This window comes from Erwinia sp. 198, assembly GCF_003937915.1.
Taxonomy (GTDB): domain Bacteria; phylum Pseudomonadota; class Gammaproteobacteria; order Enterobacterales; family Enterobacteriaceae; genus Erwinia; species Erwinia aeris.
The window spans coordinates 217,264-241,566 of record NZ_RHUM01000005.1 but is presented as its reverse complement, the minus strand read 5'-3'; the positions used below and the strand labels follow the sequence as shown (position 1 = coordinate 241,566).

Genomic DNA, 24,303 nt, shown 5'->3' with positions numbered 1-24,303 from the left:
AATGAAATGGTCCAATCGTGTTCAGATTGTTACCGGACAAACCTGTGTCCATATCACGCTGCACCTGCTGCTGATTGCCGCCCTTGTCTGGGGCTGGCAGCATCATGCGCTGTTCCAGGTCAGCTCGGTGTTACTGGCGATGTACGCCAGCGTCTTTATCGTCATGCTGCCGGCCCAGCGCCTGCCGCGTTTACGTCGCCTGGGCGACTTTCTGGAAGACGTCACCACCACTTACTATTTTGGTGCCGCGATGCTGGTGCTGTATCTGCTGTCCCGCGTAGTGCATAACAACCTGCTGCTGGGCTGCGTTGGCGTGGTGATGCTGACCGGGCCCGCCGTGGTTTCGCTGCTGGCTAAAGAGTCGGTGCGCGTTCGCCGTTAAAGCCGGGCGGGCCGCGACGGCCCGCCATCTTACCGCTACCCGTTCCCGTGATAAACCCGCCGCTTTTTTGACCGTGAAAGAATATTTCGCGCCGGGCGCGGAACATCTGTTATAATCCGGCCCTTACGCACCGTGGTTTGTGCCCCCTTTCAAGCGTCAGGCTGAGCCTGGCGTCATATTCTCCCCCTGGAAACTACACCGCTTGTCGCGGTCAGGGCGGAACCGGAGTCAGTCAACTTTATGTCATTTGATTCTCTCGGCCTTAATGCCGATATTTTGCGTGCAGTGAACGAACAGGGCTATAACGAGCCAACCCCTATTCAGCGTCAGGCGATCCCTGTGGTTCTGGGCGGGCGCGACCTGATGGCCAGTGCCCAGACCGGTACCGGTAAAACCGCTGGTTTTACGCTGCCGCTGCTACAGCTGCTGAGCAGCTCAAGCCCGCATCCAAAAGGTCGCCGCCCCGTTCGCGCGCTGATCTTAACCCCAACCCGCGAGCTGGCCGCGCAGGTTGGCGAAAACGTGCGCGATTACAGTAAATATCTGGATCTGCGCTCGCTGGTCGTCTTCGGCGGCGTCAGCATCAACCCACAGATGATGAAGCTGCGCGGCGGCGTTGACGTGCTGGTGGCAACCCCGGGCCGTCTGCTGGATCTGGAGCATCAGAACGCGCTGGATCTGTCGCAGGTTGAAATCCTGGTGCTGGACGAAGCGGACCGTATGCTGGATATGGGCTTTATCCACGATATTCGTCGCGTGCTGTCCAAGCTGCCGGCGAAGCGTCAGAACCTGCTATTTTCCGCTACCTTCTCCGACGAAATCAAAACCCTGGCGGAAAAACTGCTGCACAACCCGGAGCAGGTGGAAGTGGCTCGCCGCAACACCGCTTCCGAGCAGATTACCCAGCACGTGCACTTTGTAGACAAAAAGCGCAAGCGGGAACTGCTTTCTTTCCTGATCGGTCGCGACAACTGGCAGCAGGTGCTGGTGTTTACGCGCACCAAGCACGGCGCTAACCATCTGGCTGAGCAGCTGAATAAAGATGGCATCACCGCTGCCGCTATCCACGGCAACAAGAGCCAGGGCGCGCGTACCCGTGCGCTGAGCGACTTTAAAGACGGCAACATTCGCGTACTGGTGGCGACCGATATCGCCGCGCGCGGTATCGATATTTCCGAACTGCCGCACGTCGTTAACTACGAGCTGCCGAACGTGCCGGAAGATTATGTGCACCGTATCGGCCGTACCGGCCGTGCTGCCGCCACCGGCGAAGCGCTGTCGCTGGTCTGCGTGGACGAGCACAAGCTGCTGCGCGATATCGAGCGCGTGCTGAAGCGTGAGATCCCGCGTATCGCTATTGAAGGCTACGAGCCGGATCCGAGCATCAAAGCGGAGCCGATCCAGAATGGTCGTCAGCAGCGTGGCGGTGGTGCAGGTCGCGGTCGCGGCGCGCCACAGGGCAATCGCGGCGGCGAACGCGGTCGTAGCGGTAACGGCCGTGGCCAGGCAGCCAGCGGCGAGCGTAGCCAGTCGGAGCGTCAGGGCAGCGGCCCACGTCGTCAGGGCGAAAGCGCTGGCGCACCGCGCACCAACAAAACCCGTCAGCGTCGCTCTAACCCGGCGTAACGATAAATAAAGGGGATCGCCCGATCCCCTTGTTTTCGCTGGCGGTTAAGCCAGCCTCCTCTTTCCTTTATCAGCAACGGTTTGTGACATGCGCGTTTTACTTGCCCCGATGGAGGGCGTGCTTGATTCACTGGTGCGCGAACTGCTCACCGACGTCAACGATTACGATCTCTGTATCACCGAGTTTCTGCGGGTGGTCGATCAGCTTTTGCCTGCCAAATCCTTTTACCGGCTCTGTCCGGAGCTGCATCACGCCAGCCGTACGCCTTCCGGCACGCTGGTGCGTATTCAGCTGCTGGGTCAGTATCCGGAATGGCTGGCGGAAAACGCGGCGCGCGCGGTGGAGCTTGGCTCCTGGGGCGTCGATCTGAACTGCGGCTGTCCTTCCAAAACCGTTAACGGCAGCGGCGGCGGCGCCACCTTGCTGAAAGATCCCGAGCTGATTTATCGCGGCGCGAAAGCGATGCGCGCAGCCGTTCCTGCGCATTTGCCGGTGACGGTGAAGGTGCGGCTGGGATGGGAGTCAGGCGCGCGCCAGTTTGAAATCGCGGATGCGGTAGAGCAGGCCGGCGCCAGCGAACTGGTGGTGCACGGACGAACCAAAGAAGATGGTTACAAGCCGGAGCGGATTAACTGGCAGGCGATTGGCGAGATCCGCCAGCGCCTGACTATCCCGGTTATCGCCAACGGTGAAATCTGGGACTGGCAAAGCGCGCAGGAATGTCTGCGGGTAACGGGCTGCGACGCCGTGATGATCGGGCGCGGCGCGCTTAACGTACCCAATCTGAGCCGGGTGATTAAGTACAACGAACCGCCTTTGCCCTGGCCGCAGGTGGTGGCGCTGCTACAGCGCTACGTGCAGCTGGAAAAACAGGGCGATACCGGGCTTTATCATGTTGCCAGGATCAAACAGTGGCTGGGCTATCTGCGCAAAGCCTATCAGGAAGCCGGCGATCTGTTTAGCCAGGTGCGCGCGCTGAAAACCTCGGGCGAAATCGCGCTGGCGGTGGATCGCTATGCGCTAACGGTGCGATAACTCGCCTTTCCTATTACAAATTTGTAACATTTGGCCGCAGGATCTCGCCTTGTGCTAAGGGTATGATGTGAGGCTTATCACACTTATTTTCCGGCTCTGACATGTCTGCGATCCCTGCCTTATCCAGCGCTCAGCTCAACAAGCGCATTATTTCCGTGGTGATTTTCACCTTCTTTTGCTACCTCTCGATCGGCCTGCCGCTGGCGGTACTGCCGGGCTTCGTGCATAACCAGCTGGGCTACAGCACCTTTATCGCCGGGTTGATTATCAGCCTGCAATACTTCGCTACCCTGATCAGCCGCCCGCAGGCCGGGCGCTATGCCGATCTGCTTGGCCCGAAAAAAGTGGTGCTGATGGGCCTGGTGCTGTGCGGCGCCAGCGGTTTGTTCAGCATCCTGGCGGTGATGTTTAACACGCCGCTAACCAGCCTGATTTTATTGGCTATCGGGCGCGTTATGCTAGGGCTGGGCGAAAGCCTGACCGCTACCGGCTCCATTCTCTGGGGCATTAATATTGTCGGCACCACGCAAAGCGCGCGGGTGATCTCGTGGAACGGCGTAGCGACCTATCTGGCGATGGCGATGGGCGCGCCGCTGGGCGTAATGCTTAACGCCGCCTTCGGCATCCCTGGTTTTGCGGGGTTAATTGTGCTGATGGCGGTTTTTGGTTTGTGGCTGGCGTCCCGCCGTCCGGCGGTGGTGGTCACGACAGGCCAGCGCATTCCGTTTAACCAGGTGTTTTCCCGTATCTGGCCGTACGGACTGTGCCTGGGATTGGGCACCATCGGCTTCGGCGCTATTGCCACCTTTATCACGCTCTATTTTGCCAGCCACGGCTGGCACGGCGCGGCCTTTTCGCTGACGCTGTTCAGCATGGGGTTTATAACGATGCGGCTGGTGTTCAGCAGCTTTATCAGCCGGTTTGGCGGCCTGCGCGTGTCCGCCTGCTCTTTGGCTATTGAATGCGTTGGCCTGTTGATTATCTGGCAGGCGCACTCGTCGCTGGTGGTGGATATCGGCGCGTTTCTGACCGGCTCCGGCTTTTCGCTGATCTTTCCGGCGCTGGGCGTGGAGGCTATCAGGCAGGTGGCGCCGCAAAACCAGGGATCGGCGCTCGGCCTCTATTCTGCCTTTCTGGATTTTGGCCTGGGCATCACCGGGCCGGTGGCGGGACTGCTGATAGGGCGCTGGGGCATTGATAGCGTTTATCTGGCGGCATCCGTGGTGGTAGCGTTTGCGCTGGTGGTGATTATGCGGCTACGCCTGCGGGCGGGCGCAGCGGTAGAAAATTAAGGCTGCATCACGGTGATGTAGCCTTAAGCGGCGGTTAAAAGCGGGTAAAAAGCCAGTAAAGCGAGGCGGAAAGCAGGATCGACACCGGCAGCGTTAATATCCAGGCCATGGCCAGGTTGCGCAACGTGGCAAGCTGCAGCCCGGAACGGTTAGCGGCCATGGTGCCCGCCACGCCGGAAGAGAGCACGTGCGTGGTGGAAACCGGCAGGCCAAAACCGTCTGCGGCGCCGATGGTCGCCATTGCCACCAGTTCGGCGCTGGCGCCCTGGGCATAACTCAGATGCGTTTTGCCGATTTTTTCACCCACCGTCACCACGATCCTGCGCCATCCGACCATCGTCCCCAGACCCAGCGCGATAGCGACCACCACCTTCACCCACCAGGGAATAAAGCGCGTGGCGTTGTCCAGCTCCGCCTTCAGCGCATCCAGATCCCGCTGCGTCTGCGCGGGCAGCCTGAACTGCGGTTCGCTCTTCAGATGCTTGATGGTTTCCGAAGCCAGATACATAGTGTTGCGGGTGTTAGAAACGGCCTGTGCCGGGATCTTATCCACGGTGCCGTATTGACGGATCTGATCGCCGATAGCGCCGGTTAGCTGCGCCAGCGCGGGAAGAACCTGCGGCGTCAGCGTAGTGGTGCGTACGTAGGCCGTCAGCACGTCGTAGGGCGAAGCGGGCATCGGCACGCCGGACGACTGGCGCAGCAGCTCCTGTTGCGTCACGGTAGCCAGCGCCGCCACGCGCGGGCTTTGTTCAGCAGGAATAGAACGGTTCAGCGCGTAGGCCATCGGCATGGTGCCGACCAGGATCAGCATAATCAGCCCCATGCCTTTCTGACCGTCGTTGGAGCCGTGCGCGAAAGAGACGCCGGTACAGGTTAAAATCAGCAGCCCGCGTATCCATACCGGCGGCTTGCGATTGCCCTGGGGGGCGCTATACAGGCGGCGATTTTTCACCACACGCTTCATCACCAGCAGCAGCAGACCCGCGCAGACAAAGCCCACTATCGGTGACAGCAGCAGCGCATAGCCCACTTTCAGCGCCTGATCCCAGTCGACGCCGCTGGTGCCGGTACGGCCATGGATCAGCGCGTTCGCCACGCCGACGCCGATAATAGAGCCGATAAGCGTATGGGAAGAGGAGGCGGGCAGGCCAAACCACCAGGTGCCCAGGTTCCAGAGAATAGCGGAAAACAGCAGCGCGTAAACCATCGCGAAGCCGCCGCCGCTGCTCGCCTGTAAAATCAGCTCCACGGGCAGCAGCGAAATGATGCCGAAGGCGACCACGCCGCTGGAAAGCAGCACGCCCAGGAAGTTAAAAAATCCCGACCAGATCACCGCCACGGTTGGCGTCAGCGAGTGGGTATAGATCACCGTCGCCACGGCGTTGGCCGTATCGTGAAAGCCGTTGACGAACTCAAAGCCCAGTGCAATCAGCAGCGCCATGCCGAGCAGCAGATAGGGAACGTAGCTGGTGCTGGCGCCGCCCGCGTCGCTGACGTCATGAAAGAGATTCACACCGGCGAAGGCGATGCCCAGCACCAGCAGCAGAATAAACAGCAGCACGGAGAGCCGACTGTTCTTTTGGAAAACGGGGCGACTGCTGGCCGCCGGATAGTGCGGTACTGCGCTATTGTCGCTCATAAATCCTCTTAGCCGTCAGCATAAAAGAGACACCTGTCTGAAGATGTACGCAGGCTTGATGACAGTAAGATGACCGAAATAGCCTCTGATAATGCTTACTAACGCAGCATATAATGTTAATCGACTTATTTATCAGACATATTCCCGTGCTTAGCGCCAGCGTCATCAACCAGGATATAAAGACACTCGTCCACCGTTTCAGAGGATTCTGTTCACCCCTATGTCTTTTTCTTTATTTCGCATGAGGCTTACCGGCCTGCTATTACTGCCCGTGCTGGCGACGGGGGCTGCCCGCGCCGATACGGTCTGGATGAAAAATGGCGATCGCCTCAGCGGTACCATCCGCTCGTTAAGCGACGGCAAACTGGTGATGGACAGCAGCTACGGCGGTACGCTGTCGCTGGACTGGGGGGCGGTCAGCACGCTTTCCAGTGAAAAGGCGATAGATCTGCGCAGCGGCGATACGGTATTTAAAGCGCAGCTGGAAGCCGCCGATCGGGGCTATATTATGGTGCGGCGCGGCGATGACGAGCAGCGCGTACAGGTCGCGAAGTTCGACGAATTTATGAAGCCTAAACCCAAAACCGACGCGCTGACCTGGACCGGCAATATCGATGTGGGCGTCAGCCTGAAAAAAGCCTCTACCCATACTCAGGACTCGCATTTTGCTTACAACAACAAGATCAACGTGGGCAAATGGCGTAACGATTTCGGCGGCACCTATACGCGCGAAAAAGAAGACGACAGCATGAACACCGAAAACTACAGCCTGCGCTACGCGCTGGACTATAAGTTTCAGGATCGGCTGTTCTGGCAGGGCAGGGCCAGCTACAAGCGCGACTGGGTGGAGGATCTTTCTGAACAGGCGCTGTTGGGCACCGGCCCCGGCTATCAGTTCTGGGACGACGAGCTGGGTTCTTTCTCGCTGGCTCTGCTGGGCGGGGCGTTTACCTATGGCTATAGCGACGGCAGTTATGACAGCCATTTGGGCGCGTCGCTGCGCTGGAACTACCAGCGCTTTCTTGAGGGCAGAAAGATTGCGCTTTTCAGCCACGGCGACGCGGGACATTCGCTGGATGGCAACATTTTTACGCTGGATGCGGAAGTCGGCCTGCGTTACCAGCTGACCAGCTGGTCTTCGCTGAACGTTAGCTACGGCCATAACCTGGTCAGCGGCACGCGCGATACGCTCAACGAGCGTAACTTTACCACCGGCCTGGGTCTGAAATGGTAGCCCCCGGGCCGCAGGCGCAAGGACGCCGTTCCGCCATTTTTACCGGCGCCCTTACTCAGACCACCAGCAGCTTGCCGGCGGCCTGTTTACGTTTGTAAATCGCCATAGTAAGCAGCAGCGGAATAACAATAGCGACGACCATCGCCATACCAAACACGGCCCAATATTGCGTTTTGACCGACAAAATAGCCGGCAGCCCGCCAACGCCAATGCCGTTCGCCATCACGCCGGAAAGCCCGCAGATAAGCCCGGCGCAGGCCGATCCCACCATGCCGCACAGCATCGGGAAACGGTATTTCATGTTGATCCCGTACATGGCCGGTTCGGTTACGCCCAGATAAGCGGAAATAGCCGCGGGTACGGAGATTTCGCGCTCGTTCACTTTTTTGCTCATAAAGATGATGCCGAGCACCGCCGATCCCTGCGCCATGTTCGAGAGGGCAATAATGGGCCAGACCGGCGTGCCGCCAAGATTCTGGATCAGCTGCAAATCTACCGCCAGCGTGGTCTGATGAACGCCGGTGATAACCAGCGGGGCATACAAAAAGCCAAACAGCGCGGAGCCGATGGGGGCAAAAGGCCCGGTCATCAGGTGGCTTACGCCCCAGGCGATGCCGTTACCGACAATACGGCCAAAAGGCCCAATAAGGGTATGCGCCAGAAACACCGCGACCAGCAGCGATACCACCGGCACCACCACCAGCGTTAAATAATCCGGCACGATACGCTTCAGCTTAAGCTCAATCCATGCCAGCGTCAGGCCAGCCAGAATTGAAGGAATAACCTGAGACTGATAGCCGACCTTATCGATAGTAAACCAGCCAAAATTCCAGGACTCAGGTACCTGCTGACCTAACAGGTAAGCATTCATCAGCTGCGGCGAAACCAGGGTAATACCCAGCACGATCCCTAAAATCGGGGTGCCGCCCATTTTTTTAACCACAGACCAGCACAGGCCTACCGGAATATAAAAGAAAATCGCCTCGCCGATTAACCACAGGAAATCGTAAACGCTTTTCCATACTACCGACGCGGCGGTAAGCGGAGCATCGTTATAAAGCGGTAAATCCCCAATCAGATTACGGAAGCCTAATATTAACCCTCCGCTGATAAGCGCCGGCAGCAGCGGGAAAAAGATTTCGGCAAAATGCGATATCAGGCTTTCGTGCCATTTCATATTCTGCCTGGCAACCCGCTTGGCGCTTTCTTTATCGGTACCGGTAAGCTGTGTTTGTTTGAGCAGCACCTGATACCAGTCATCGACATCCGTGCCGATAACTACCTGAAACTGACCGGCATTGGTAAAACAGCCTTTTACCATCGGCAGCGTTTCAATCTCTTTGGGTCTGGCTTTCGCCGGATCGTTTAGCACAAATCTGAGCCTTGTAATACAATGGCTCACCGTTGCTATATTTTCTTTTCCGCCCACCAGTTCGATCAGTTTATCAATATCCTGAGCATTACTTTTTTTCGCCATTTTTGCCTTCCAGAGGTGAAAGATAAGTTTTGCTGGCCATTATTGTTTTAATGGGATGAGATTGCGTTTTTAAAACGTAGCCGTTTAAAAAATAATCTCTGGCAGGAATGTATTAATTATTGAAAACGATCACAGAACGGGTTCAGAAAAAATTGAAAGTTGCGGGAGAGGAACGGTCAGAAAGCCCACGGCGTTCAATAAAAAACGGGCCGTCAGGCCCGTTTTGCTGATCAGTAAAGACTGGCGTTCGCTTACAACGATGCTGGTGCAGCGGCTTTCGCTGCCGGTTTGGTGGTCTTATCGTAAACCGGGCCAGGCTGCGCCGGCACGACGAAGCCGTTGTCGCCTGCCGCCGGCGCCTGCGGCGCGTCGGTTGCGCCTTCGCCGGTGGCCTGACCGTCTACGGTCGCAGGCGTGGGCTGGCCGTCTACCGTAGCCGCCGGGGCCGCCTCGGCGCCCACGTTAGCGCCCTGCGGCGTAACTGGCGTGGTTGGCTGCTCTGTTGGCTGCGCGCTGTTGTTTTCCTGAACAGGGATCGGGGCCGCATAGCCGTTGCCGGACGCGCCGTTGATCTTGGTCGGCATACCGGTACGGGCTTTCAGCGCGGCTTCGAGGCTCGCGCTGTCCACGCTGGCGTCGCCAACCACTTTATTCACGGCGGCGGTCAGCGTCAGCGGTACCGGCTCGCGGGAGTTGAACTGCTCTTCGGTCTGCGACAGCGGGTTGTGCACCTCGATATAGCGGGTGCCGTCCGGCTCCACGCTCGCCTTCACCGGCTGGTCGATAAACTGTACGCGCGTACCGACAGGCACGTTGTCGAACAGCCACTTGATATCGTCGGCGCGCAGACGCACGCAGCCGTGGCTGACGCGCAGGCCGATGCCAAAGTTAGCGTTAGTGCCGTGGATAGCGTACAGGCGGCCGATATAGAGCGCGTAAAGACCCATCGGGTTGTCCGGGCCGGCCGGGAAGATCGGCGGCAGCGGCGAACCGGCTGCCGCGGCATCTTCATGCATCTTCTTCGTCGGCGTCCAGGTTGGGCCGTCTTTCTTGCTTTGTACCGTTGTCGTCCAGTTTACCGGCGTATCTTTACCCAGTTCGCCCACGCCGATCGGCAGCACGACCACGGTCTTACCGCCTTTCGGATAGTAATAAAGACGCATTTCAGCGCTGTTGATCACCACCCCTTCGCGCGGCGCGTCGGGCAGGATCAGCTGCTGAGGCACGATCAGTTTTGAGCCTGCTTTCGGCAGATAGACATCCACGCCGGGATTGGCTTCGAGCATGTTGCTCAGGCCCATCTGATACTGTGCGGCAAACGCCTCCAGCGGCAGTTTGCTGTCCTGAGGCACGGTAATTTCAATGTTTTCGCCAATAAGACGGCTGTTGGCGGCGGGCAGATTATAAACCACGGCAAAAGCAGACTGGCTGTAAGCGGTGGCGGCCAGCAGTAAAGTGGCTAATGCGCGGATGCTTTTTTTCATATTCTTCAAGGTATTGCGCCATGTAAACTGTGGATAAAGGAGCCTGTGCAGGTCGGCTGTGACCGGCTGCACATTATATGGTCATAACTCAGCAGGAATAAACCTGCATTTGCGGCCAAAGGCCAGCTTTACATAAATTTAGCCGCAGAGCGTTCCGGGCGGCAGGCCGCGTCAGGGCTGCCATAGCGGATCGTCGCCGTTCAGCTTGCGGTTCAGGAAAAAGGCCGCGCTGATCAGCGCCAGATGGCTGAGCGCCTGCGGCGTATTGCCCAATGCATAGCCCTGATGATCGAACTCCTCGGCATAAAGCCCGAGCGGATTGGCATAGCTTAGCAGTTTTTCAAATTCAAAATGGGCTTCGTAAACCCGTCCGGCGCGCGCAAGGCACTCTACGTACCAGAACGAACAGGCGGTAAAGGAGCCTTCCGTGCCTTCCAGCCCGTCAGCCGGCGTTTCGGTTCGGTTATAGCGTTTAACCAGGCCGTCACTGACCAGCTTATCTTTAATGACGTCGAGCGTCGCCAGCCAGTCGGGATCGGTCGCGCCAACGAACCTGACCAGCGGCATCAGCAGCATTGAGGCGTCAACAAAGTCGCCGTGGCGCGTGGCGACGAAATGGCCCTGTTCTTCATTCCAGAAGTTTGTCCAGATATCCTCGCGGATCTCGTCGCGGATGCGTAGCCAGCGCTCGTAGGGAAACGACAGCGAACGCTTCTGGCCCAGCCGTATCGCCCGATCCAGCGCGACCCAGCACATCAGGCGCGAATGCAGAAAATGCTCCGGTTCACCGCGCATTTCCCAAATCCCCGCATCGGGCTTGTTCCAGTTTTCACCGACGTGATCGATCATTTTACTGACGTGCAGCCAGCCGCGATGGGAGATCGCCTCGCCATATTTATTAGCCAGGTAAACGGCGTCCATCAGCTCGCCATAGATATCCAGCTGCGTCTGATTCCAGGCGTCATTGCCGATGCGTACCGGCGTGGAGTTGGCGTAGCCGGAAAGATTAAGCAGCTCGCTTTCGTGCAGCTCGGTACCGCTGTCAATGCGATACATTACCTGGAGTTTTTCTACGTCGTGATGGCTGTTTTCGACGCAGCGCCCCACCCACTGCGTAAAGTGGCGGGCTTCATCGACGTAGCCCAGCCGCATCAGCGCGTACATGCTGAAAGAGGCGTCGCGCAGCCACGAGGCGCGATAATCCCAGTTGCGTTCACCGCCCAGCTCCTCCGGCAGGCCGAAGGTGGCGGCGGCGGCGATCGAGCCGTGCTTCCACGAGGTCAGCAGCTTCAGGGTCAGCGCCGAACGGGTCACCATTTCCTGCCATCGGCCGCGATAGGTGCTTTTCGCGCTCCAGTCGCGCCAGAAGCGCAGCGTATCCTGGAAACACAGCGCGGTCTTTTCCTCATCCACCTTCTCGTCGTCCGCGCAGCCCAGCACGAACTCGCGGTGTTCGCCAGCCCGTAAGGTAAAAGTAGAAGTTGCCGCATTGCGCGCCAGCTGGAAGTCAGCTTTACCGCTCAGCCGCAGCGTGGGCTGGTTCTCCGCGCTGAACAGTACATCGCCCTCGCTCAGGCTGGCCGTAGTCTCCGCGCGGGCATAGTCATGAACCGGCGCACAGCGCAGCGTAAACGTTGCTTCGCCATGAATGACCTTAACCCGTCGGATCAGACGCGGCTGCCGGTCTTCTGGCTGGCAAAGCGGCATATAGTCGGTAATCTCCGCCACGCCTTTGCGATCCAGCCAGCGGGTTTGCAGAATATTGGTATCAGGCAGATAAAGCTGCTGGCGGCGCGCCTCCGGCCAGTCAGGCTCAATGCTGAACAGGCCCGCTTCGTCGCCGTCCAGCAGCGCGGTAAACACGGACGGGCTGTCCAGATCCGGCCAGCAAAAGTAGTCGATTGCGCCATCGTTGGCGACTAAAGCACAGGTGCGTAAATCCCCGATAACGCCATGATCCTCGATCTTTCTTTTTATCTTGCTCATGCCCCTTCCTCGGGTAGCCGATTGTTTTTTAACTATAGCCAGCGTGCGGCGGGACGGGCGTCAGGAAGCGCAAGCAAGTGTAAATGCCGCTGAATCTGCCTCATCTATACTTAGCTTTTTTACAGTGACCGAGGAGAAACCCATGAGTAAAGCAGAGCAGAAAGTTGCCGTTGTTACCGCTTCCGATTCCGGGATAGGCAAGGCCAGCGCGATTATGTTAGCGGAGCAGGGGTACGATATCGGCATTACCTGGCGCTCGGATGAAAAGGGCGCGCAGGATACGGCGGAGCGGGTGCGTGCACTGGGCAGGAGAGCGGAAATTCAGCACCTTGACCTGGCCGATCCGCAGGAGGGCGGCAAGGCGCTGGAGGCGCTAATCAGCAAATTCGGCCGCATTGACGCCCTGGTCAATAACGCCGGTACCAACGATAAATCTCCCTTTCTGGAAACCTCATTCGAATCCTGGCGGAAAGTCTTTACCGTGGACGTGGACGGCGCGTTTATCTGTGGACAGATTGCCGCGCGCCATATGGTCGAGCAGGGAGATGGCGGCAGGATTGTCAATATCACCTCGGTGCACGAGCACACGCCGCTGCCGGATTCAACGGCCTATACCGCCGCCAAACATGCGCTGGGCGGCCTGACCAAATCAATGGCGCTGAGCCTGATGCCGCACCAGATCCTGGTAAACTCGGTGGCGCCCGGCGCGATCGCCACGCCGATGAACGACATGAGCGACGATGACGCCCACAATGTTTCTGTTCCGGAGATCCCGGCAGGTCGGCCGGGCGATCCGCGTGAAATAGCCAGCATGGTCGCCTGGCTCTGCTCCGAATGGGCAAGCTACACCACCGGCCAGTCTTTGGTGATAGACGGCGGCTTTACGCTGGCGAACCCGCAGTTCTATATCCAGAAGTAGCCGACGGCAAAGGGCGACCTCGCCCTTTTTCCGCCAGCGTTACTCCTCATCCGGCTGACGCGCCGCGCGGCGCTTAAACCAAATCCTTACTCCCCAGACCAGCGCCACAATCAGTACCACCCAGAAAATCTGCTTGAGGTGGCGATCCAGTGTGTGCAGCCACGGCGCGATAACCTGGCCGCCGATATAGCCCAGAGACACGAAAATCAGCGCCCACAGCACCGCGCCAATCACGTTCAGCAGCATAAATTTTTGCGGTTTCAGGCGGCTGGAACCGATGATAATCGGACCGACAATCCTCAGGCCGTACATAAAGCGTACGCCGATCACAAACAGCACCGGCCGCTTACGGATCAACGAGTTGGCTTTTTTGATCTGCTTCTGGTGCTTTGTAAATTTTTTAAGGATATTTGCGCCGTAATAACGGCCAAGGAAAAAGAGCGCGGTATCGCCCAGGATACCGCCCGCCATCGCCACCAGCACCACCAGACCGTAGTGCAGCAGGCCTTCATGCGCCGCCACGCCGCCCAGCAGCGTGAAGGTTTCCCCTTCGGCAATACAGCCTAAAAACAGCGCCACGTAACCGTACTGCGTGATCAGTTGATTGATATCCATTTGCCCTTGCTCCTGCGGTTAATGCGCTAAAAGCTCTTAGTCTAAACGTTGATGGCCAAAGCGGGACAAAAGTTGCCGGAAAGCGCACTTTTTTTCGTAATAAACAGAACTGCTTAGCCTGAGGATGCGGCGTTTAAAAAATAAACAGTTTACGATCGTTTATACTTTATTCTGACCCGCCAGCCCGCTGCGGCCTCTCAAAGCTAAAGGAGTGAAGATATGAACCATGTCTGGGGACTTCTTGCGCATCCTGACCGTGAAATGCGCGATATCCGGCAAGAAAACGAAACCGTTTCGCATCACTATACCCATCACGTTTTATTGATGGCGCTGATCCCGGTGATTTGTGCGTTTATCGGCACCACCCGACTGGGTTGGGACTTTGGCGCACAGCGTACCGTTCAGCTGTCACTGATGACGGCTTTTGCCCTCGCCATTCTGTTTTACGGCCTGATTTTAGGCGGCGTTGCGGTGATGGGCAGGGTAATCCACTGGATGGCGCGGAACTATCCGCAACGTCCCAGCCTGCAACGCTGTACCGTTTTTGCAGGCTATGTCGCCACGCCGCTGTTTATCAGCGGGCTGGTCGCGCTTTATCCGCTGGTCTGGCTTTGCGTTTTTGTCGGCGCGCTGGCGCTGGCCTATACCGGCTATCTGCTGTATCTCGGCATCCCTATGTTTCTGAATATCGACCGGGAAGAAAGCCTGCGCTTTTCCGGCTCGACGCTGGCGATTGGCGTGCTGGTCTTTGAAGTGCTGCTGGCAATGACCGTGGTTCTTTGGGGCTACGGTTATCGTCTGTTCTGACGGTCACCGCCGTCGGGTCGTCGACGGCGGCTTCGTTACGCCCGGATACGAATATCCTTTAGGAAAAAGATGAGTCGCCATCGTATGATGATGCCGCCAGCCCCCGTGTGGCGTGCATTGTGCGGCGGCGGCGTATGGCCTGGCCATACCTGAATCACTACCCGATTAAGTTTTCAATAATGCCTGCAAAAATTCGCTTGTCTCTTTTAAGTTTGGCCCTGCTTTTTTCCGGACAGGTTGCTGTGCATCAGGCCGCTGCCAGCCCACACGAGGTCTCGCTTGCGCAACCGCAGATTGCCTCCGGCAGCGCGATGATTGTCGATCTCAACACGAATAAAGTGATTTACGAAAGCCATCCCGATCTGGTGCGGCCGATGGCCTCTATCACCAAGCTGATGACGGTGATGGTGGCGCTCGATGCGCATCTGCCGATGAACGAGATGTTGAAAGTGGATATCAGCCACACGCCGGAAATGCGCGGCGTCTTTTCCCGCGTGCGTTTAAACAGCGAAATCAGCCGCAAAGATATGATGCTGCTGGCGCTGATGTCCTCGGAAAACCGGGCGGCCGCCAGCCTGGCGCATCACTATCCCGGCGGCTACGACGCCTTTATCCGGGCGATGAACGCGAAAGCGCGCGAGCTGGGCATGACCCATACCCGTTACGTAGAGCCTACCGGGCTGTCGATTCAGAACGTGTCGACCGCGCGCGATCTCACTAAGCTGCTGATCGCCAGCAGGCGCTATCCGCTGCTTGGGCAGCTGAGCACCACCCATGAAGAGATGGCGACCTTCGCCAATCCACCCTATACGCTGCCGTTCCGCAACACTAACCATCTGGTTTACCGGCCGGACTGGAATATCCAGCTGACCAAAACCGGCTTCACCAATCAGGCGGGCCACTGCCTGGTGATGCGCACCGTCATCAAACAGCGTCCGGTGGCGCTGGTGGTGCTGGACGCTTTTGGAAAATATACCCACTTTGCCGACGCTAATCGTCTGCGCAGCTGGCTGGAAACGGGGAAAGTTTCTCCGGTTCCCGCCGCCGCCCTGAGCTATAAAAAACAGCGCGCGGCGGAAATGGTCAGTAATGGCGGTAACGGCGACGTTACTGAATAGTTAAGCATCTGCTGGTTTTCAGGCGGGCAAACCCCTAAAATAGCGCGAGTTTGCCTGCCCGATTGTCTGATATCTGGAACTTTTCATGTCTACCATTGTGACTTTTTTACGCGCCTGCCTGTTTGCGCTAATCGCGTTTTCACCCGCGCTAAGCTGGGCCGCTGACGATGACGCCAGCCAGCAAACCGCCGAGGCGCCCGCCAAACTCAACGCCGCCGTTGAGCTGCCTAAAATGCAGAAGGTGCTGGATAAAATTAAACAGCAGGTTTCCGGCGAAACCAACGACAGCAAGCTTAGCGCGCTGAACGAGATGGCGCAGGAGCTGTCCGGCGATGCCGACACGCTGGTGCAGGCTATTACGCCGCAGCGCACTCAGCTTCAGGCCCAGCTTGACGTGCTCGGCCCGCCGCCGAAGCCGGAAAGCGGCGTAAAAGAGACCTCGGAAGTCACCAGCAAGCGTAAAAATCTGCAAAACCAGAAGGCAAAAATCGACGATCAGATTAGCCAGGCGGACGCGATTAAAAGCGGCGCAACCAACCTGTCTACGCAGATCGTCAGCCTGCGCCGCGATGCGCTAAAGACCCAGCTGGCCCTGAACGCGGGCAGTATTTTCGGGCCGCGCTTCTGGTCGCCGCTGTACAACAGTCAGAGCAATGACAATGAGAAAGTGAAGGGCTTTCTCGACGAGCTGGCCGATACAGCGGTGCTGGCCTGGCAGCCGGGCTGGCGCATGGGCACGGTGGTATGGATAGTGTTAGCCGGCCTGGTGGCAACGTTCGGACGCCGCTATATGGAAGAGTTTCTGGCGTGGGTAGGTATTCATCGTCTGCCGGAAGGGCGTTTGCGCCGCAGCTTTCTTGCCGCCGCGATTGCGCTAACCACGCTGGCCGCCGTGGTGCTGGCCTTTAACTTCCTGAATTTGGCCTTTACCCGTCATCCTGACGTAACGGACGACGTACGCGCCTTTGCCGATAAGCTGGTCGGCCTGAGCATCTTCTGCGGTCTGATTGCGGGCCTGGGCCGGGCATTTCTCTCCACGCGTCGGCCTTCCTGGCGTCTGCCGACTATTTCCAACGAAGTAGCGCTGGCGTTAAAACCCTTCCCGCCGCTGATGGCGGGACTGGTATTTGTGTTTCAGGCGCTGGAAAACCTTAACAGCAGCGCCAACACCAGCGTCGCCACCACGGTGATGGCAAACGGCATCACCGCGCTGCTGATCGGCGCGGCGGCGCTCTCTATCAGTTTCCGCACCAATCGTGTGCGCCGCAAACTGGTGCTGGAAGGCGCGCAGCCTGAAGCCAAATCGACGCTGGTCGGCCTGATCCAGATGGCGATCACGCTAACCGGCGTGGCGATTATGGCGGCGCTGGTGATCGGCTACGTCACGCTGGCGCGCTTTCTGAGCTACGAGCTGATTTGGGCGGGGATCGTCTGCGGCTCGTTTTATATTCTCAGCCACCTGGTGGCCGACGCCTGCGAATCGCTGTTTTCTACCAGCAACGCCACCGGTAAAGGCATTCAGCGCTCGCTGAATATCGACGAGCGCCACCTTTCTCAGGTCGCCGCGCTGCTGGGCGCGCTGGGTAAAACCGTGCTGGTGCTGATCGCCGCGATAGCCTTGCTGAACGGCACCTTCAGCAGCGCCACGCCGATTGAGCTGGTGCAAAAAGCCATTGAGTTCTGGGGCGGCAAAGGGCTGGAATCGCTGAACATCGTGCCGGCGCACGTGCTGAACGCGCTGCTGTGTCTGATTGTCGGCATCTACGTGCTGCGTTCGGCTCGCCGCTGGCTCGATCAGGATTTCCTGCCGAAAACCACTATGGACACCGGGATGCGGGTGTCGCTGATTACGCTGTTCAGTAACCTGGGCTATGTATTAGTAATACTGCTGGCGCTGTCGGTGATGGGGCTGCAGTGGAACAAGCTGGCCTGGATCGTCAGCGCCTTATCGGTGGGTATCGGTTTTGGCCTGCAGGAAATTGTTAAAAACTTTATCTCTGGTCTGATCCTGCTGACCGAACGGCCGGTAAAAGTGGGCGATCTGGTCAGTATCAGCGGCATTGAAGGGGATATCCGTCGTATTAACGTGCGCGCCACGGAAATTCAGCTGGGCGATAAATCCACGGTGATCGTGCCGAACTCGCAGTTTATCTCGCAGAACGTGCGCAACGCGACGATGGGTAACGCGCAGGGCGTGGCGACCATTACGCTGACCTTCCCGCTGGATATCGATCCGGTCAGGGTGCGTCAGCTACTGCTGGATGTTTATGTCGATAACGAGCGCATTCTGGAAACGCCGGAGCCTTCCGTCACCTTTAAAGATCTTACCCCGGCCGGCATTGTGCTGTCGGTGACCGGCAACGTCACCAGTCCGCGCCAGGTTTCCGGCGCGAAGAGCGATCTGCTGTTTGATATTCTGACGCGGCTGCGCAAAGAAGGCATCGTGCTGTCCACGCCGCAGACGATGATTGTCGAGCAGCGTAACGGTCAGAAAGTGGTGGTGCAGGACGGCGAGGCGTAAACGTCAGGCGGCATATGCCGCCGGCTGACAAACTCATATGCTGTCACCAGGTCGCGTTCGGGCCGGTGAAAAGCAGCAGAGGCAGATTGGAACACGGACGCGCACGTCCCTGTAGGCTCGTTTGGCGCGTCCATGCGCCAAAACGGTCCGCTTGTCCGCTCAGCCTCTGCTGCTGCGGGGCTGCGGTTTCGCTGCAAAAAGTCTGGTTCGCATGTATTCTTTATCTTTGTCAGCAGTCTGAGGCGGCATGACTATCGGTCATGCCGTTATCTGGCTCAGCGCTCCGCTTTCCCTGTACAGCCGCACTCCGCCCAGTTTTTTGCCCTGGTGGTTTTGCCGATGCCGGGGTTAAAACTGTTGGTGGGATCGAGCTGCTGATAAAAAGCTTTCAGCTGCGGTTTGGCCTGATAAAGATGGCCTACATTATGTTCCGCAGGATATTCCGCGCCGCGCTCGCGGAGGATCTGCAGCATTTTCTCCTTCAGGGCATGCGCGTCAACCCCCTTTTTCACAATGTAATCCTGATGGAAGACGTGGCAGAAAAAGTGGCCGTAATAAAGACGATGCACCAGCGCGTCGTCAAAGTCCGGCGGCAGCTTTTCAAACCAGTCGCGATCGTTACGGCGCAGAGCGATATCCAGCGCCAGAATATCCTCCACTTCCTGCTGATGCACCGCATGATAGCGAACGGCCGCGCCCGCTGCGGCAAAGCGATGAAGAAAGGCTTTGCCGCCTTCTTCCGGCGTGCACTCAAAATAGTCGCCGTCCGCCTGCTGAAAGTAATCTTTCAGGTACCGGCGCGCTTCCTCCACGCCCGGCCCGGCCATTTTCAACATCAGATGATGCTCGAAACGATCGCGGTAAGCTTTCAGCCTGGCGGGAAGGTGTGAAGGCAGCAGGCCGCTGATTTTTTGCATTACGCGGTCGGTAAGGTTGGGCCTGATAAACGAGAAGCGCTTCAGCAGCGCGTCAGCATGGCCTTTCAGCGCGAAAAACAGCGGCATTTTGTCGGTGCCGAGTTTATCGATCATCACAAAGGTGTCTTTACCGTAAGTTTCGGCAATATCAAACGTATCGCGGTGCAAATATTCGCCAGCCACCGGCAGTTCGTTAAAGCGTTGCAGGATATGGCGGCGCAGCTCGTCCAGCACGGCAGGCTGATTGGTGCCGATATAAAAAACCTGCTGGGCTTTTTCGCTGGTGAAGGTATCCAGCCGCACGGCGAACACGGCCAGCTTGCCCGCACAGCCGGAAGCCTCAAACAGCCGCCGCGCATCGGCGTTAAAGCGCGACGGCGTATCCGCCTCGACTTCGCGCACGCGTTCGGCGTAGTCGTGATCCGACGCGTGTCGTCTGTCGTGGCGCACATCTTCAGGCCGCCAGGTTTCATCATCAAGCCGGCTGAGAATTTGCTCCGGTGTATTGCCCAACTCAATGCCAAGGTGGTTTACCAGCACCAGCCTGCCGCTGGCATCTTTTTGCGCATAGAGCGCCATTTCGCTGTAGGCCGGGCCACGCTTAATCAGAGAGCCGCCGGAGTTGTTGCAGATGCCGCCCAGCACCGATGCGCCAATGCAGGAGGAACCAATTACCGAATGCGGCTCGCGCCCCAGCGGCTTAAGGATTTTTTCCAGCTGATAAAGCGTACTGCCGGGAAACGCCAGCACCTGTTTGCCGTCATCCAACAGCTGAATTTTATCCATCCGGCGGGTGCTGACGATCACGATATCGCGATCGTAATCGTTGCCGTTTGGCGTCGAGCCTTCGGTAAGGCCGGTATTGGCCGCCTGCATCAGCACGATGACGTCTGCCGCCACGCAGGCCTGTAAAATGCGCCACTGTTCCAGCAGCGTGCCGGGAAACACCACGGCCAGCGCTTCGCCTTCGCCAGAGCGGAAGCCTTTGCGGTAGCGTTCGGTTTTTTGCGGATCGGTCAGCAAGTGGGCGCGGCCGACGATGCGGCCCAGTTCCGAAACCAGCCTGCTGCCGGTTGATGAGGGTCTGTTCATATCCTTGTGTCCTTTTTTATCGCACGCCCTAACTTTAGCACCGCTGAACTAAAGCAGGCTTAACCGGCTTGAAAACTACCTGCTATCCTCAACTTATGGCACACTCGCCGCACGATTTTCTGTCGTTTACCTGAGAGAAACTACCCTGATGAAATGGATTTGTTCTGTTAGCTTCGCCGTTGCGCTGGCGCTACAGCCTGCCTTTGCCGACGATAACCACGGGCAGCACCCGCTGACGCCCGCAGCTCGCGACACCTTTGTGAGCAACCTCCTGCAGAAAATGACGCTGGATGAAAAAATCGGCCAGCTCCGGTTAATTAGCGTCGGCCCGGATAACCCGAAAGAGGCTATCCGGGAAATGATCAAGCAAGAGCAGGTCGGCGCTATCTTTAATACCGTCACGCGCCACGATATCCGCGCGATGCAGGATCAGGCGATGCAGCTCAGCCGCCTGAAAATTCCGCTGTTCTTTGCCTATGATGTGGTGCACGGTCAGCGTACCGTTTTCCCTATTCCGCTGGCGCTGGCGGCAAGCTGGGATCTGGATGCTATCGCAACCGTGGGGCGCGTGTCGGCTTATGAAGCGGCGGACGACGGCCTGAACATGACCTGGGCGCCGATGGTGGACGTCACGCGCGAACCGCGCTGGGGCAGGGTATCGGAAGGGTTCGGCGAGGATACCTGGCTGACGTCGGAGATGGGCCGCATGCTGGTGGAATCCATGCAGGGTAAAAGCCCGGCGGATCGCTATTCGGTGATGACCAGCGTGAAGCACTTCGCCGCCTATGGTGCGGTAGAGGGCGGTCGCGATTACAACACGGTGGATATGAGTCCGCAGCGGCTGGCGCAGGACTATCTGCCGCCTTACAAAGCGGCGCTGGACGCGGGCAGCGGCGGCGTGATGGTCTCACTGAATTCAATCAACGGCGTGCCTGCCACTTCCAATAGCTGGCTGCTGAAAGATTTGCTGCGGGATGACTGGAAGTTCAAAGGTATCACCATCAGCGATCACGGCGCGATCAAAGAGCTGATGAAGCACGGTGTGGCCAGCGATCCGCAGGATGCCGTACGTGTCGCCATCCAGTCCGGCGTGAATATGAGCATGAGCGACGAATACTACAGCAAGTATCTGCCGAACCTGGTAAAAAGCGGCGCGGTCAGTATGGCGGATATCGACGATGCCACGCGCCACGTGCTTAACGTTAAATATGATATGGGGTTGTTTAACGATCCCTACAGCCATCTTGGCCCGGCGGAGAGCGATCCCAAAGACACCAATGCCGAAAGCCGCTTACACCGGCCGGAAGCGCGTGATGTCGCTCGCAAAAGCATCGTGCTGCTGAAAAACCGCAATGACACGCTGCCGCTGAAAAAAGCGGGCACCATTGCGCTGATCGGCCCGCTGGCCGACAGCCAGCGCGATATTATGGGCAGCTGGTCGGCGGCAGGCGTCGCCTCGCAGTCCGTTACCGTTATGCAAGGCATTAAAAACGCTACCGCAGGCAAAGCCACGCTGCTTTACGCCAAAGGCGCTAACGTCAGCGACAATAAGGGCATCCAGGACTTTCTGAACCTTTATGAAAAAGCGGTCACGGTGGATGCGCGCACCCCGCAGCAGCTGTTGGACGAAGCGGTAGAAACGGCGAAAAAAGCGGATGTTGTGGTGGCCGTAGTGGGCGAAGCGCAGGGCATGGCGCACGAAGCGTCCAGCCGCAGCGATATCACCATTCCGCCTTCGCAGCAGGTGCTGATTAGCGCGCTGAAGGCGACCGGCAAGCCGCTGGTGCTGGTGCTGATGAACGGCCGCCCGCTGGCTATCGTTAAAGAGAGCCGCGAAGCGGATGCGCTGCTGGAAACCTGGTTCAGCGGCACCGAAGGCGGCAACGCTATCGCGGACGTGCTGTTCGGCGATTACAATCCTTCCGGCAAGCTGCCGATGTCTTTCCCTCGTTCGGTAGGGCAGATCCCAATCTACTACAACCACCTGAACACGGGACGGCCTTACGATCCGGCAAGGCCGAACAAATATACCTCGCACTATTACGATGCGGAGAACGGCCCGCTTTATCCGTTTGGCTTTGGTCTGAGCTACACCAGCTTTACGGTATCGCCGGTCACGCTTTCGGCTAAAACCATGCCGCGTAACGGTCAGGTTTCGGCTTCGGTCACGGTGACCAACACCGGCAAGCTTGACGGCGCGACCCTGGTGCAGCTTTACCTGCGTGACCAGGTCGCCAGCGTTAGCCGCCCGGTGAAGGAGCTGAAGGGCTTTAAGCGCATTATGCTGAAAGCGGGCGAGTCGCAGACCGTGACCTTCCCTGTTGACGTGAAGGCGCTTAAATTCTGGAACGCCAAAATGCAGCAGGTGGCGGAGCCGGGTAAATTCAGCGTGATGATCGGGCTGGATTCTGTTCACACCAGCGATGCGGAATTTGATTACCTGTAAATATCACCTTTAATTAAACCGGCAGCCTGAGGAGGGCGGCCGGTTAATTATTGATAGCTATGATTTTAATCGCGAATTTTTGACAGTCGCTGGTTATGCAAATGCCGCTAAACCAAATTTCTCCATGACTACCGACCATGATCCCGCTATCTTTCGCGAACAAGTTTTCATATTTTTGTTCTGCCACTGTTTTTTTTAATTTTTCATTAAATATAAAATCAAAATTAGTAATAAAATCCTGTTTGTTTGCCAGGTAAACCGGCCGTCCGTTAACAGAAACAGTAACAGGATAATCTATCATAGCAGCAACGGATCTTTTATCCGCAATAGCTACCGCATGTTGTAAATTTTCCAGAAACTGATGATATTGCTGATGCGTTGCTGGCCCCATCAGTTTATCAAGCCTTGCATCTGTCTCTTTATCCGCTATAGCGCTACTCATCAAAAAAAGCATTGCAGCGGCTATAATTTTTTTCATGACGGACTCTTTATTGAAAGGGGGAAGATTCTTCAAGCCTTCGTTGATAAAGTGGGGCTAAAATTTGTGGCTTTCCGATCTTACGGCCCTGAGCATCACGTTTATAGACATAGATATAATTTGGCATTTTATCATGTACCGCTTTCGTGTCCCCGCGATCGGCTGCGGCCATCACGGCAGAAGGACTCCCCACGTTATAAGAAAAGGAAACCAGAGCATCGAACTACGCCTGCGTCAGCCGATAATGCTTGACTTTGCGGCGTATATAGCGTTCAACCTGATGAACATGCTTCGCCAGCGCTGCGTTAATATCGTTTGTTGTTACTTCTCTTTGTAATTCCTCTTCGGTACAAAGACCATAGTGAGCAAGCGTTCCAACTCCCCATGTACAATTCTCTGCATTAAATCCTGAGTCATTGTAATAATGATAAACAACAACTTCACGGGTGCGTAAATTTTTATAGCCTGTAGCGCTAAGAGAAAAATCGTTATTAAGGCCGTCCATAATCGCTCCTTGCTGGACTATATTAGGGATTATGCGCGCTAACGTATAAAAACAACAGGCCGATAACACGGTCTGTTGTCTGAATTATATTTCCCGGCCTTATTCAAATCTGTTGAAACATTTTATGGCTTCTACTTTCCTGCTTCGGCAAATTTCAGCAGCGCGTCGCCGTCCAGGCGATAACGCACCCATTCGCTTTGCGCCACGGCGCCAATGCTTAAATAGAAGTCGATAGCGGGCTGATTCCAGTCCAGCACGCTCCACTCCAGACGACCGCAGCGGCGCTGCACGGCCAGCTGCGCAATATGCTTAATCAGCGCTTTGCCCGCGCCGTTGCCGCGCGCATCAGGCGAAATATAGAGATCTTCCAGATAAATGCCGTTGCGGCCAAGCCAGGTTGAGTAGCTGGTAAAAAACACCGCATAGCCGACGGCGGTGCCGTCCACTTCGCAAATCAGCGCTTCGGTTTTGCTCTCTGCGCCAAACAGCGTCTCGCGAATTTCCTCCGGCGTGGTCACCACTTCTTGCGGCGCTTTTTCATAAACGGCCAGCTCATAAATCATCGCGTAAATGGTTTGCGCGTCTGTCGGACGGGCCTGGCGGATAGTGATACTCATGGCTTTTCCTTTTCCCTGCGGGTTAAAGCGGATAAGCATAAAGGTTATTGCGTGCGGAATTAAGCGCAATCAAACTTTTTACCTGCGCCCGACTCTCCCTGTGATGCGA

The 24,303-nt window shown here is 57.2% G+C and carries 19 protein-coding genes; 10 read left to right on the top strand and 9 right to left on the bottom strand.

What is annotated here, in order from left to right; genetic code table 11:
- Position 1: 1 nt before the first annotated feature.
- From EGK14_RS09455 to EGK14_RS09440, 4 genes are all read left to right on the top strand, one after another.
- The gene (locus tag EGK14_RS09455) at positions 2–382 is read left to right on the top strand and encodes a YbhQ family protein (protein WP_125288832.1); all 381 of its coding nucleotides are present in this window, start codon (positions 2–4) and stop codon (positions 380–382) included.
- Positions 383–622: 240 nt separating this feature from the next.
- Positions 623–2,008 carry an ATP-dependent RNA helicase RhlE gene (gene rhlE, locus EGK14_RS09450; protein ID WP_125288831.1) on the top strand — a complete coding sequence of 462 codons (1,386 nt, stop codon included), beginning with the start codon at positions 623–625 and terminating at the stop codon, positions 2,006–2,008.
- Positions 2,009–2,096: 88 nt separating this feature from the next.
- The gene (gene dusC / locus EGK14_RS09445) at positions 2,097–3,044 is read left to right on the top strand and encodes a tRNA dihydrouridine(16) synthase DusC (RefSeq protein ID WP_125288830.1); all 948 of its coding nucleotides are present in this window, start codon (positions 2,097–2,099) and stop codon (positions 3,042–3,044) included.
- A gap of 101 nt (positions 3,045–3,145) precedes the next feature.
- Complete coding sequence (locus tag EGK14_RS09440) at positions 3,146–4,336, top strand: MFS transporter (RefSeq protein WP_125288829.1); 1,191 nt, start codon at positions 3,146–3,148, stop codon at positions 4,334–4,336.
- Between the two features lie 34 nt (positions 4,337–4,370).
- Here the strand turns inward: EGK14_RS09440 and EGK14_RS09435 are convergent, their stop codons facing one another.
- Positions 4,371–5,978, bottom strand: a complete 1,608-nt coding sequence (locus EGK14_RS09435) for an inorganic phosphate transporter (RefSeq protein ID WP_125288828.1) — start codon at positions 5,976–5,978, stop codon at positions 4,371–4,373.
- Positions 5,979–6,198: 220 nt separating this feature from the next.
- On the opposite strand from EGK14_RS09435, the gene EGK14_RS09430 reads away from it, so the two are divergent.
- Complete coding sequence (locus tag EGK14_RS09430; protein ID WP_233598467.1) at positions 6,199–7,212, top strand: DUF481 domain-containing protein; 1,014 nt, start codon at positions 6,199–6,201, stop codon at positions 7,210–7,212.
- 55 nt (positions 7,213–7,267) lie between these two features.
- On the opposite strand, the gene treB is transcribed toward EGK14_RS09430, so the two are convergent.
- From treB to EGK14_RS09415, 3 genes are all read right to left on the bottom strand, one after another.
- Positions 7,268–8,689, bottom strand: coding sequence for a PTS trehalose transporter subunit IIBC (gene treB / locus EGK14_RS09425; RefSeq protein ID WP_125288827.1), 1,422 nt, complete (start codon positions 8,687–8,689; stop codon positions 7,268–7,270).
- Positions 8,690–8,940: 251 nt separating this feature from the next.
- Positions 8,941–10,173, bottom strand: coding sequence for a L,D-transpeptidase family protein (locus EGK14_RS09420; RefSeq protein WP_125288826.1), 1,233 nt, complete (start codon positions 10,171–10,173; stop codon positions 8,941–8,943).
- Positions 10,174–10,344: 171 nt separating this feature from the next.
- Positions 10,345–12,159 carry a glycoside hydrolase family 15 protein gene (locus tag EGK14_RS09415; RefSeq protein WP_125288825.1) on the bottom strand — a complete coding sequence of 605 codons (1,815 nt, stop codon included), beginning with the start codon at positions 12,157–12,159 and terminating at the stop codon, positions 10,345–10,347.
- A gap of 142 nt (positions 12,160–12,301) precedes the next feature.
- Here EGK14_RS09415 and EGK14_RS09410 point away from each other — a divergent pair, with 142 nt between their 5' ends.
- Positions 12,302–13,078, top strand: a complete 777-nt coding sequence (locus EGK14_RS09410; protein ID WP_125288824.1) for an SDR family oxidoreductase — start codon at positions 12,302–12,304, stop codon at positions 13,076–13,078.
- 39 nt (positions 13,079–13,117) lie between these two features.
- Here the strand turns inward: EGK14_RS09410 and EGK14_RS09405 are convergent, their stop codons facing one another.
- Positions 13,118–13,693, bottom strand: a complete 576-nt coding sequence (locus EGK14_RS09405; RefSeq protein WP_125288823.1) for a DedA family protein — start codon at positions 13,691–13,693, stop codon at positions 13,118–13,120.
- A 219-nt stretch (positions 13,694–13,912) separates the two neighbouring features.
- Between EGK14_RS09405 and EGK14_RS09400 the strand changes: the two genes are divergently transcribed.
- The 3 genes from EGK14_RS09400 to EGK14_RS09390 all read left to right on the top strand — a co-directional run bounded on the left by EGK14_RS09400 (position 13,913) and on the right by EGK14_RS09390 (position 18,139).
- Entirely contained in the window at positions 13,913–14,500 is a 588-nt protein-coding gene (locus EGK14_RS09400) for a Yip1 family protein (protein ID WP_125288822.1), read from the top strand.
- Positions 14,501–14,679: 179 nt separating this feature from the next.
- Positions 14,680–15,618, top strand: a complete 939-nt coding sequence (gene pbpG / locus EGK14_RS09395; RefSeq protein ID WP_125288821.1) for a D-alanyl-D-alanine endopeptidase — start codon at positions 14,680–14,682, stop codon at positions 15,616–15,618.
- 85 nt (positions 15,619–15,703) lie between these two features.
- A complete protein-coding gene (locus tag EGK14_RS09390) occupies positions 15,704–18,139 on the top strand; it encodes a DUF3772 domain-containing protein (protein ID WP_125288820.1) in 2,436 nt (811 codons plus the stop codon).
- Positions 18,140–18,414: 275 nt separating this feature from the next.
- On the opposite strand, the gene dld is transcribed toward EGK14_RS09390, so the two are convergent.
- Positions 18,415–20,148, bottom strand: a complete 1,734-nt coding sequence (dld, locus tag EGK14_RS09385; RefSeq protein ID WP_125288819.1) for a D-lactate dehydrogenase — start codon at positions 20,146–20,148, stop codon at positions 18,415–18,417.
- 148 nt (positions 20,149–20,296) lie between these two features.
- Here dld and bglX point away from each other — a divergent pair, with 148 nt between their 5' ends.
- Positions 20,297–22,594 carry a beta-glucosidase BglX gene (bglX, locus tag EGK14_RS09380; RefSeq protein WP_125288818.1) on the top strand — a complete coding sequence of 766 codons (2,298 nt, stop codon included), beginning with the start codon at positions 20,297–20,299 and terminating at the stop codon, positions 22,592–22,594.
- Positions 22,595–22,637: 43 nt separating this feature from the next.
- Here bglX and EGK14_RS09375 read toward each other — a convergent pair whose 3' ends face one another.
- The 3 genes from EGK14_RS09375 to EGK14_RS09365 form a co-directional block, all read right to left on the bottom strand.
- Entirely contained in the window at positions 22,638–23,072 is a 435-nt protein-coding gene (locus EGK14_RS09375) for a hypothetical protein (protein ID WP_125288817.1), read from the bottom strand.
- Positions 23,073–23,295: 223 nt separating this feature from the next.
- Positions 23,296–23,577 carry a hypothetical protein gene (locus EGK14_RS09370; RefSeq protein ID WP_125288816.1) on the bottom strand — a complete coding sequence of 94 codons (282 nt, stop codon included), beginning with the start codon at positions 23,575–23,577 and terminating at the stop codon, positions 23,296–23,298.
- A 131-nt stretch (positions 23,578–23,708) separates the two neighbouring features.
- Entirely contained in the window at positions 23,709–24,194 is a 486-nt protein-coding gene (locus EGK14_RS09365) for a GNAT family N-acetyltransferase (protein WP_125288815.1), read from the bottom strand.
- Positions 24,195–24,303: the final 109 nt, after the last annotated feature.

Bases quoted from the DNA above. Each gene is read 5' to 3' on its own strand.
- EGK14_RS09400 (WP_125288822.1), top strand. From the start codon at position 13,913: ATGAACCATGTCTGGGGACTTCTTGCGCATCCTGACCGTGAAATGCGC.
- bglX (WP_125288818.1), top strand. From the start codon at position 20,297: ATGAAATGGATTTGTTCTGTTAGCTTCGCCGTTGCGCTGGCGCTACAG.
- EGK14_RS09435 (WP_125288828.1), bottom strand. From the start codon at position 5,978: ATGAGCGACAATAGCGCAGTACCGCACTATCCGGCGGCCAGCAGTCGC.
- EGK14_RS09455 (WP_125288832.1), top strand. From the start codon at position 2: ATGAAATGGTCCAATCGTGTTCAGATTGTTACCGGACAAACCTGTGTC.
- treB (WP_125288827.1), bottom strand. From the start codon at position 8,689: ATGGCGAAAAAAAGTAATGCTCAGGATATTGATAAACTGATCGAACTG.
- EGK14_RS09415 (WP_125288825.1), bottom strand. From the start codon at position 12,159: ATGAGCAAGATAAAAAGAAAGATCGAGGATCATGGCGTTATCGGGGAT.
- EGK14_RS09405 (WP_125288823.1), bottom strand. From the start codon at position 13,693: ATGGATATCAATCAACTGATCACGCAGTACGGTTACGTGGCGCTGTTT.
- EGK14_RS09370 (WP_125288816.1), bottom strand. From the start codon at position 23,577: ATGGACGGCCTTAATAACGATTTTTCTCTTAGCGCTACAGGCTATAAA.
- dusC (WP_125288830.1), top strand. From the start codon at position 2,097: ATGCGCGTTTTACTTGCCCCGATGGAGGGCGTGCTTGATTCACTGGTG.
- EGK14_RS09375 (WP_125288817.1), bottom strand. From the start codon at position 23,072: ATGAAAAAAATTATAGCCGCTGCAATGCTTTTTTTGATGAGTAGCGCT.
- EGK14_RS09410 (WP_125288824.1), top strand. From the start codon at position 12,302: ATGAGTAAAGCAGAGCAGAAAGTTGCCGTTGTTACCGCTTCCGATTCC.
- dld (WP_125288819.1), bottom strand. From the start codon at position 20,148: ATGAACAGACCCTCATCAACCGGCAGCAGGCTGGTTTCGGAACTGGGC.
- EGK14_RS09365 (WP_125288815.1), bottom strand. From the start codon at position 24,194: ATGAGTATCACTATCCGCCAGGCCCGTCCGACAGACGCGCAAACCATT.
- EGK14_RS09430 (WP_233598467.1), top strand. From the start codon at position 6,199: ATGTCTTTTTCTTTATTTCGCATGAGGCTTACCGGCCTGCTATTACTG.
- EGK14_RS09390 (WP_125288820.1), top strand. From the start codon at position 15,704: ATGTCTACCATTGTGACTTTTTTACGCGCCTGCCTGTTTGCGCTAATC.
- rhlE (WP_125288831.1), top strand. From the start codon at position 623: ATGTCATTTGATTCTCTCGGCCTTAATGCCGATATTTTGCGTGCAGTG.
- EGK14_RS09440 (WP_125288829.1), top strand. From the start codon at position 3,146: ATGTCTGCGATCCCTGCCTTATCCAGCGCTCAGCTCAACAAGCGCATT.
- EGK14_RS09420 (WP_125288826.1), bottom strand. From the start codon at position 10,173: ATGAAAAAAAGCATCCGCGCATTAGCCACTTTACTGCTGGCCGCCACC.
- pbpG (WP_125288821.1), top strand. From the start codon at position 14,680: ATGCCTGCAAAAATTCGCTTGTCTCTTTTAAGTTTGGCCCTGCTTTTT.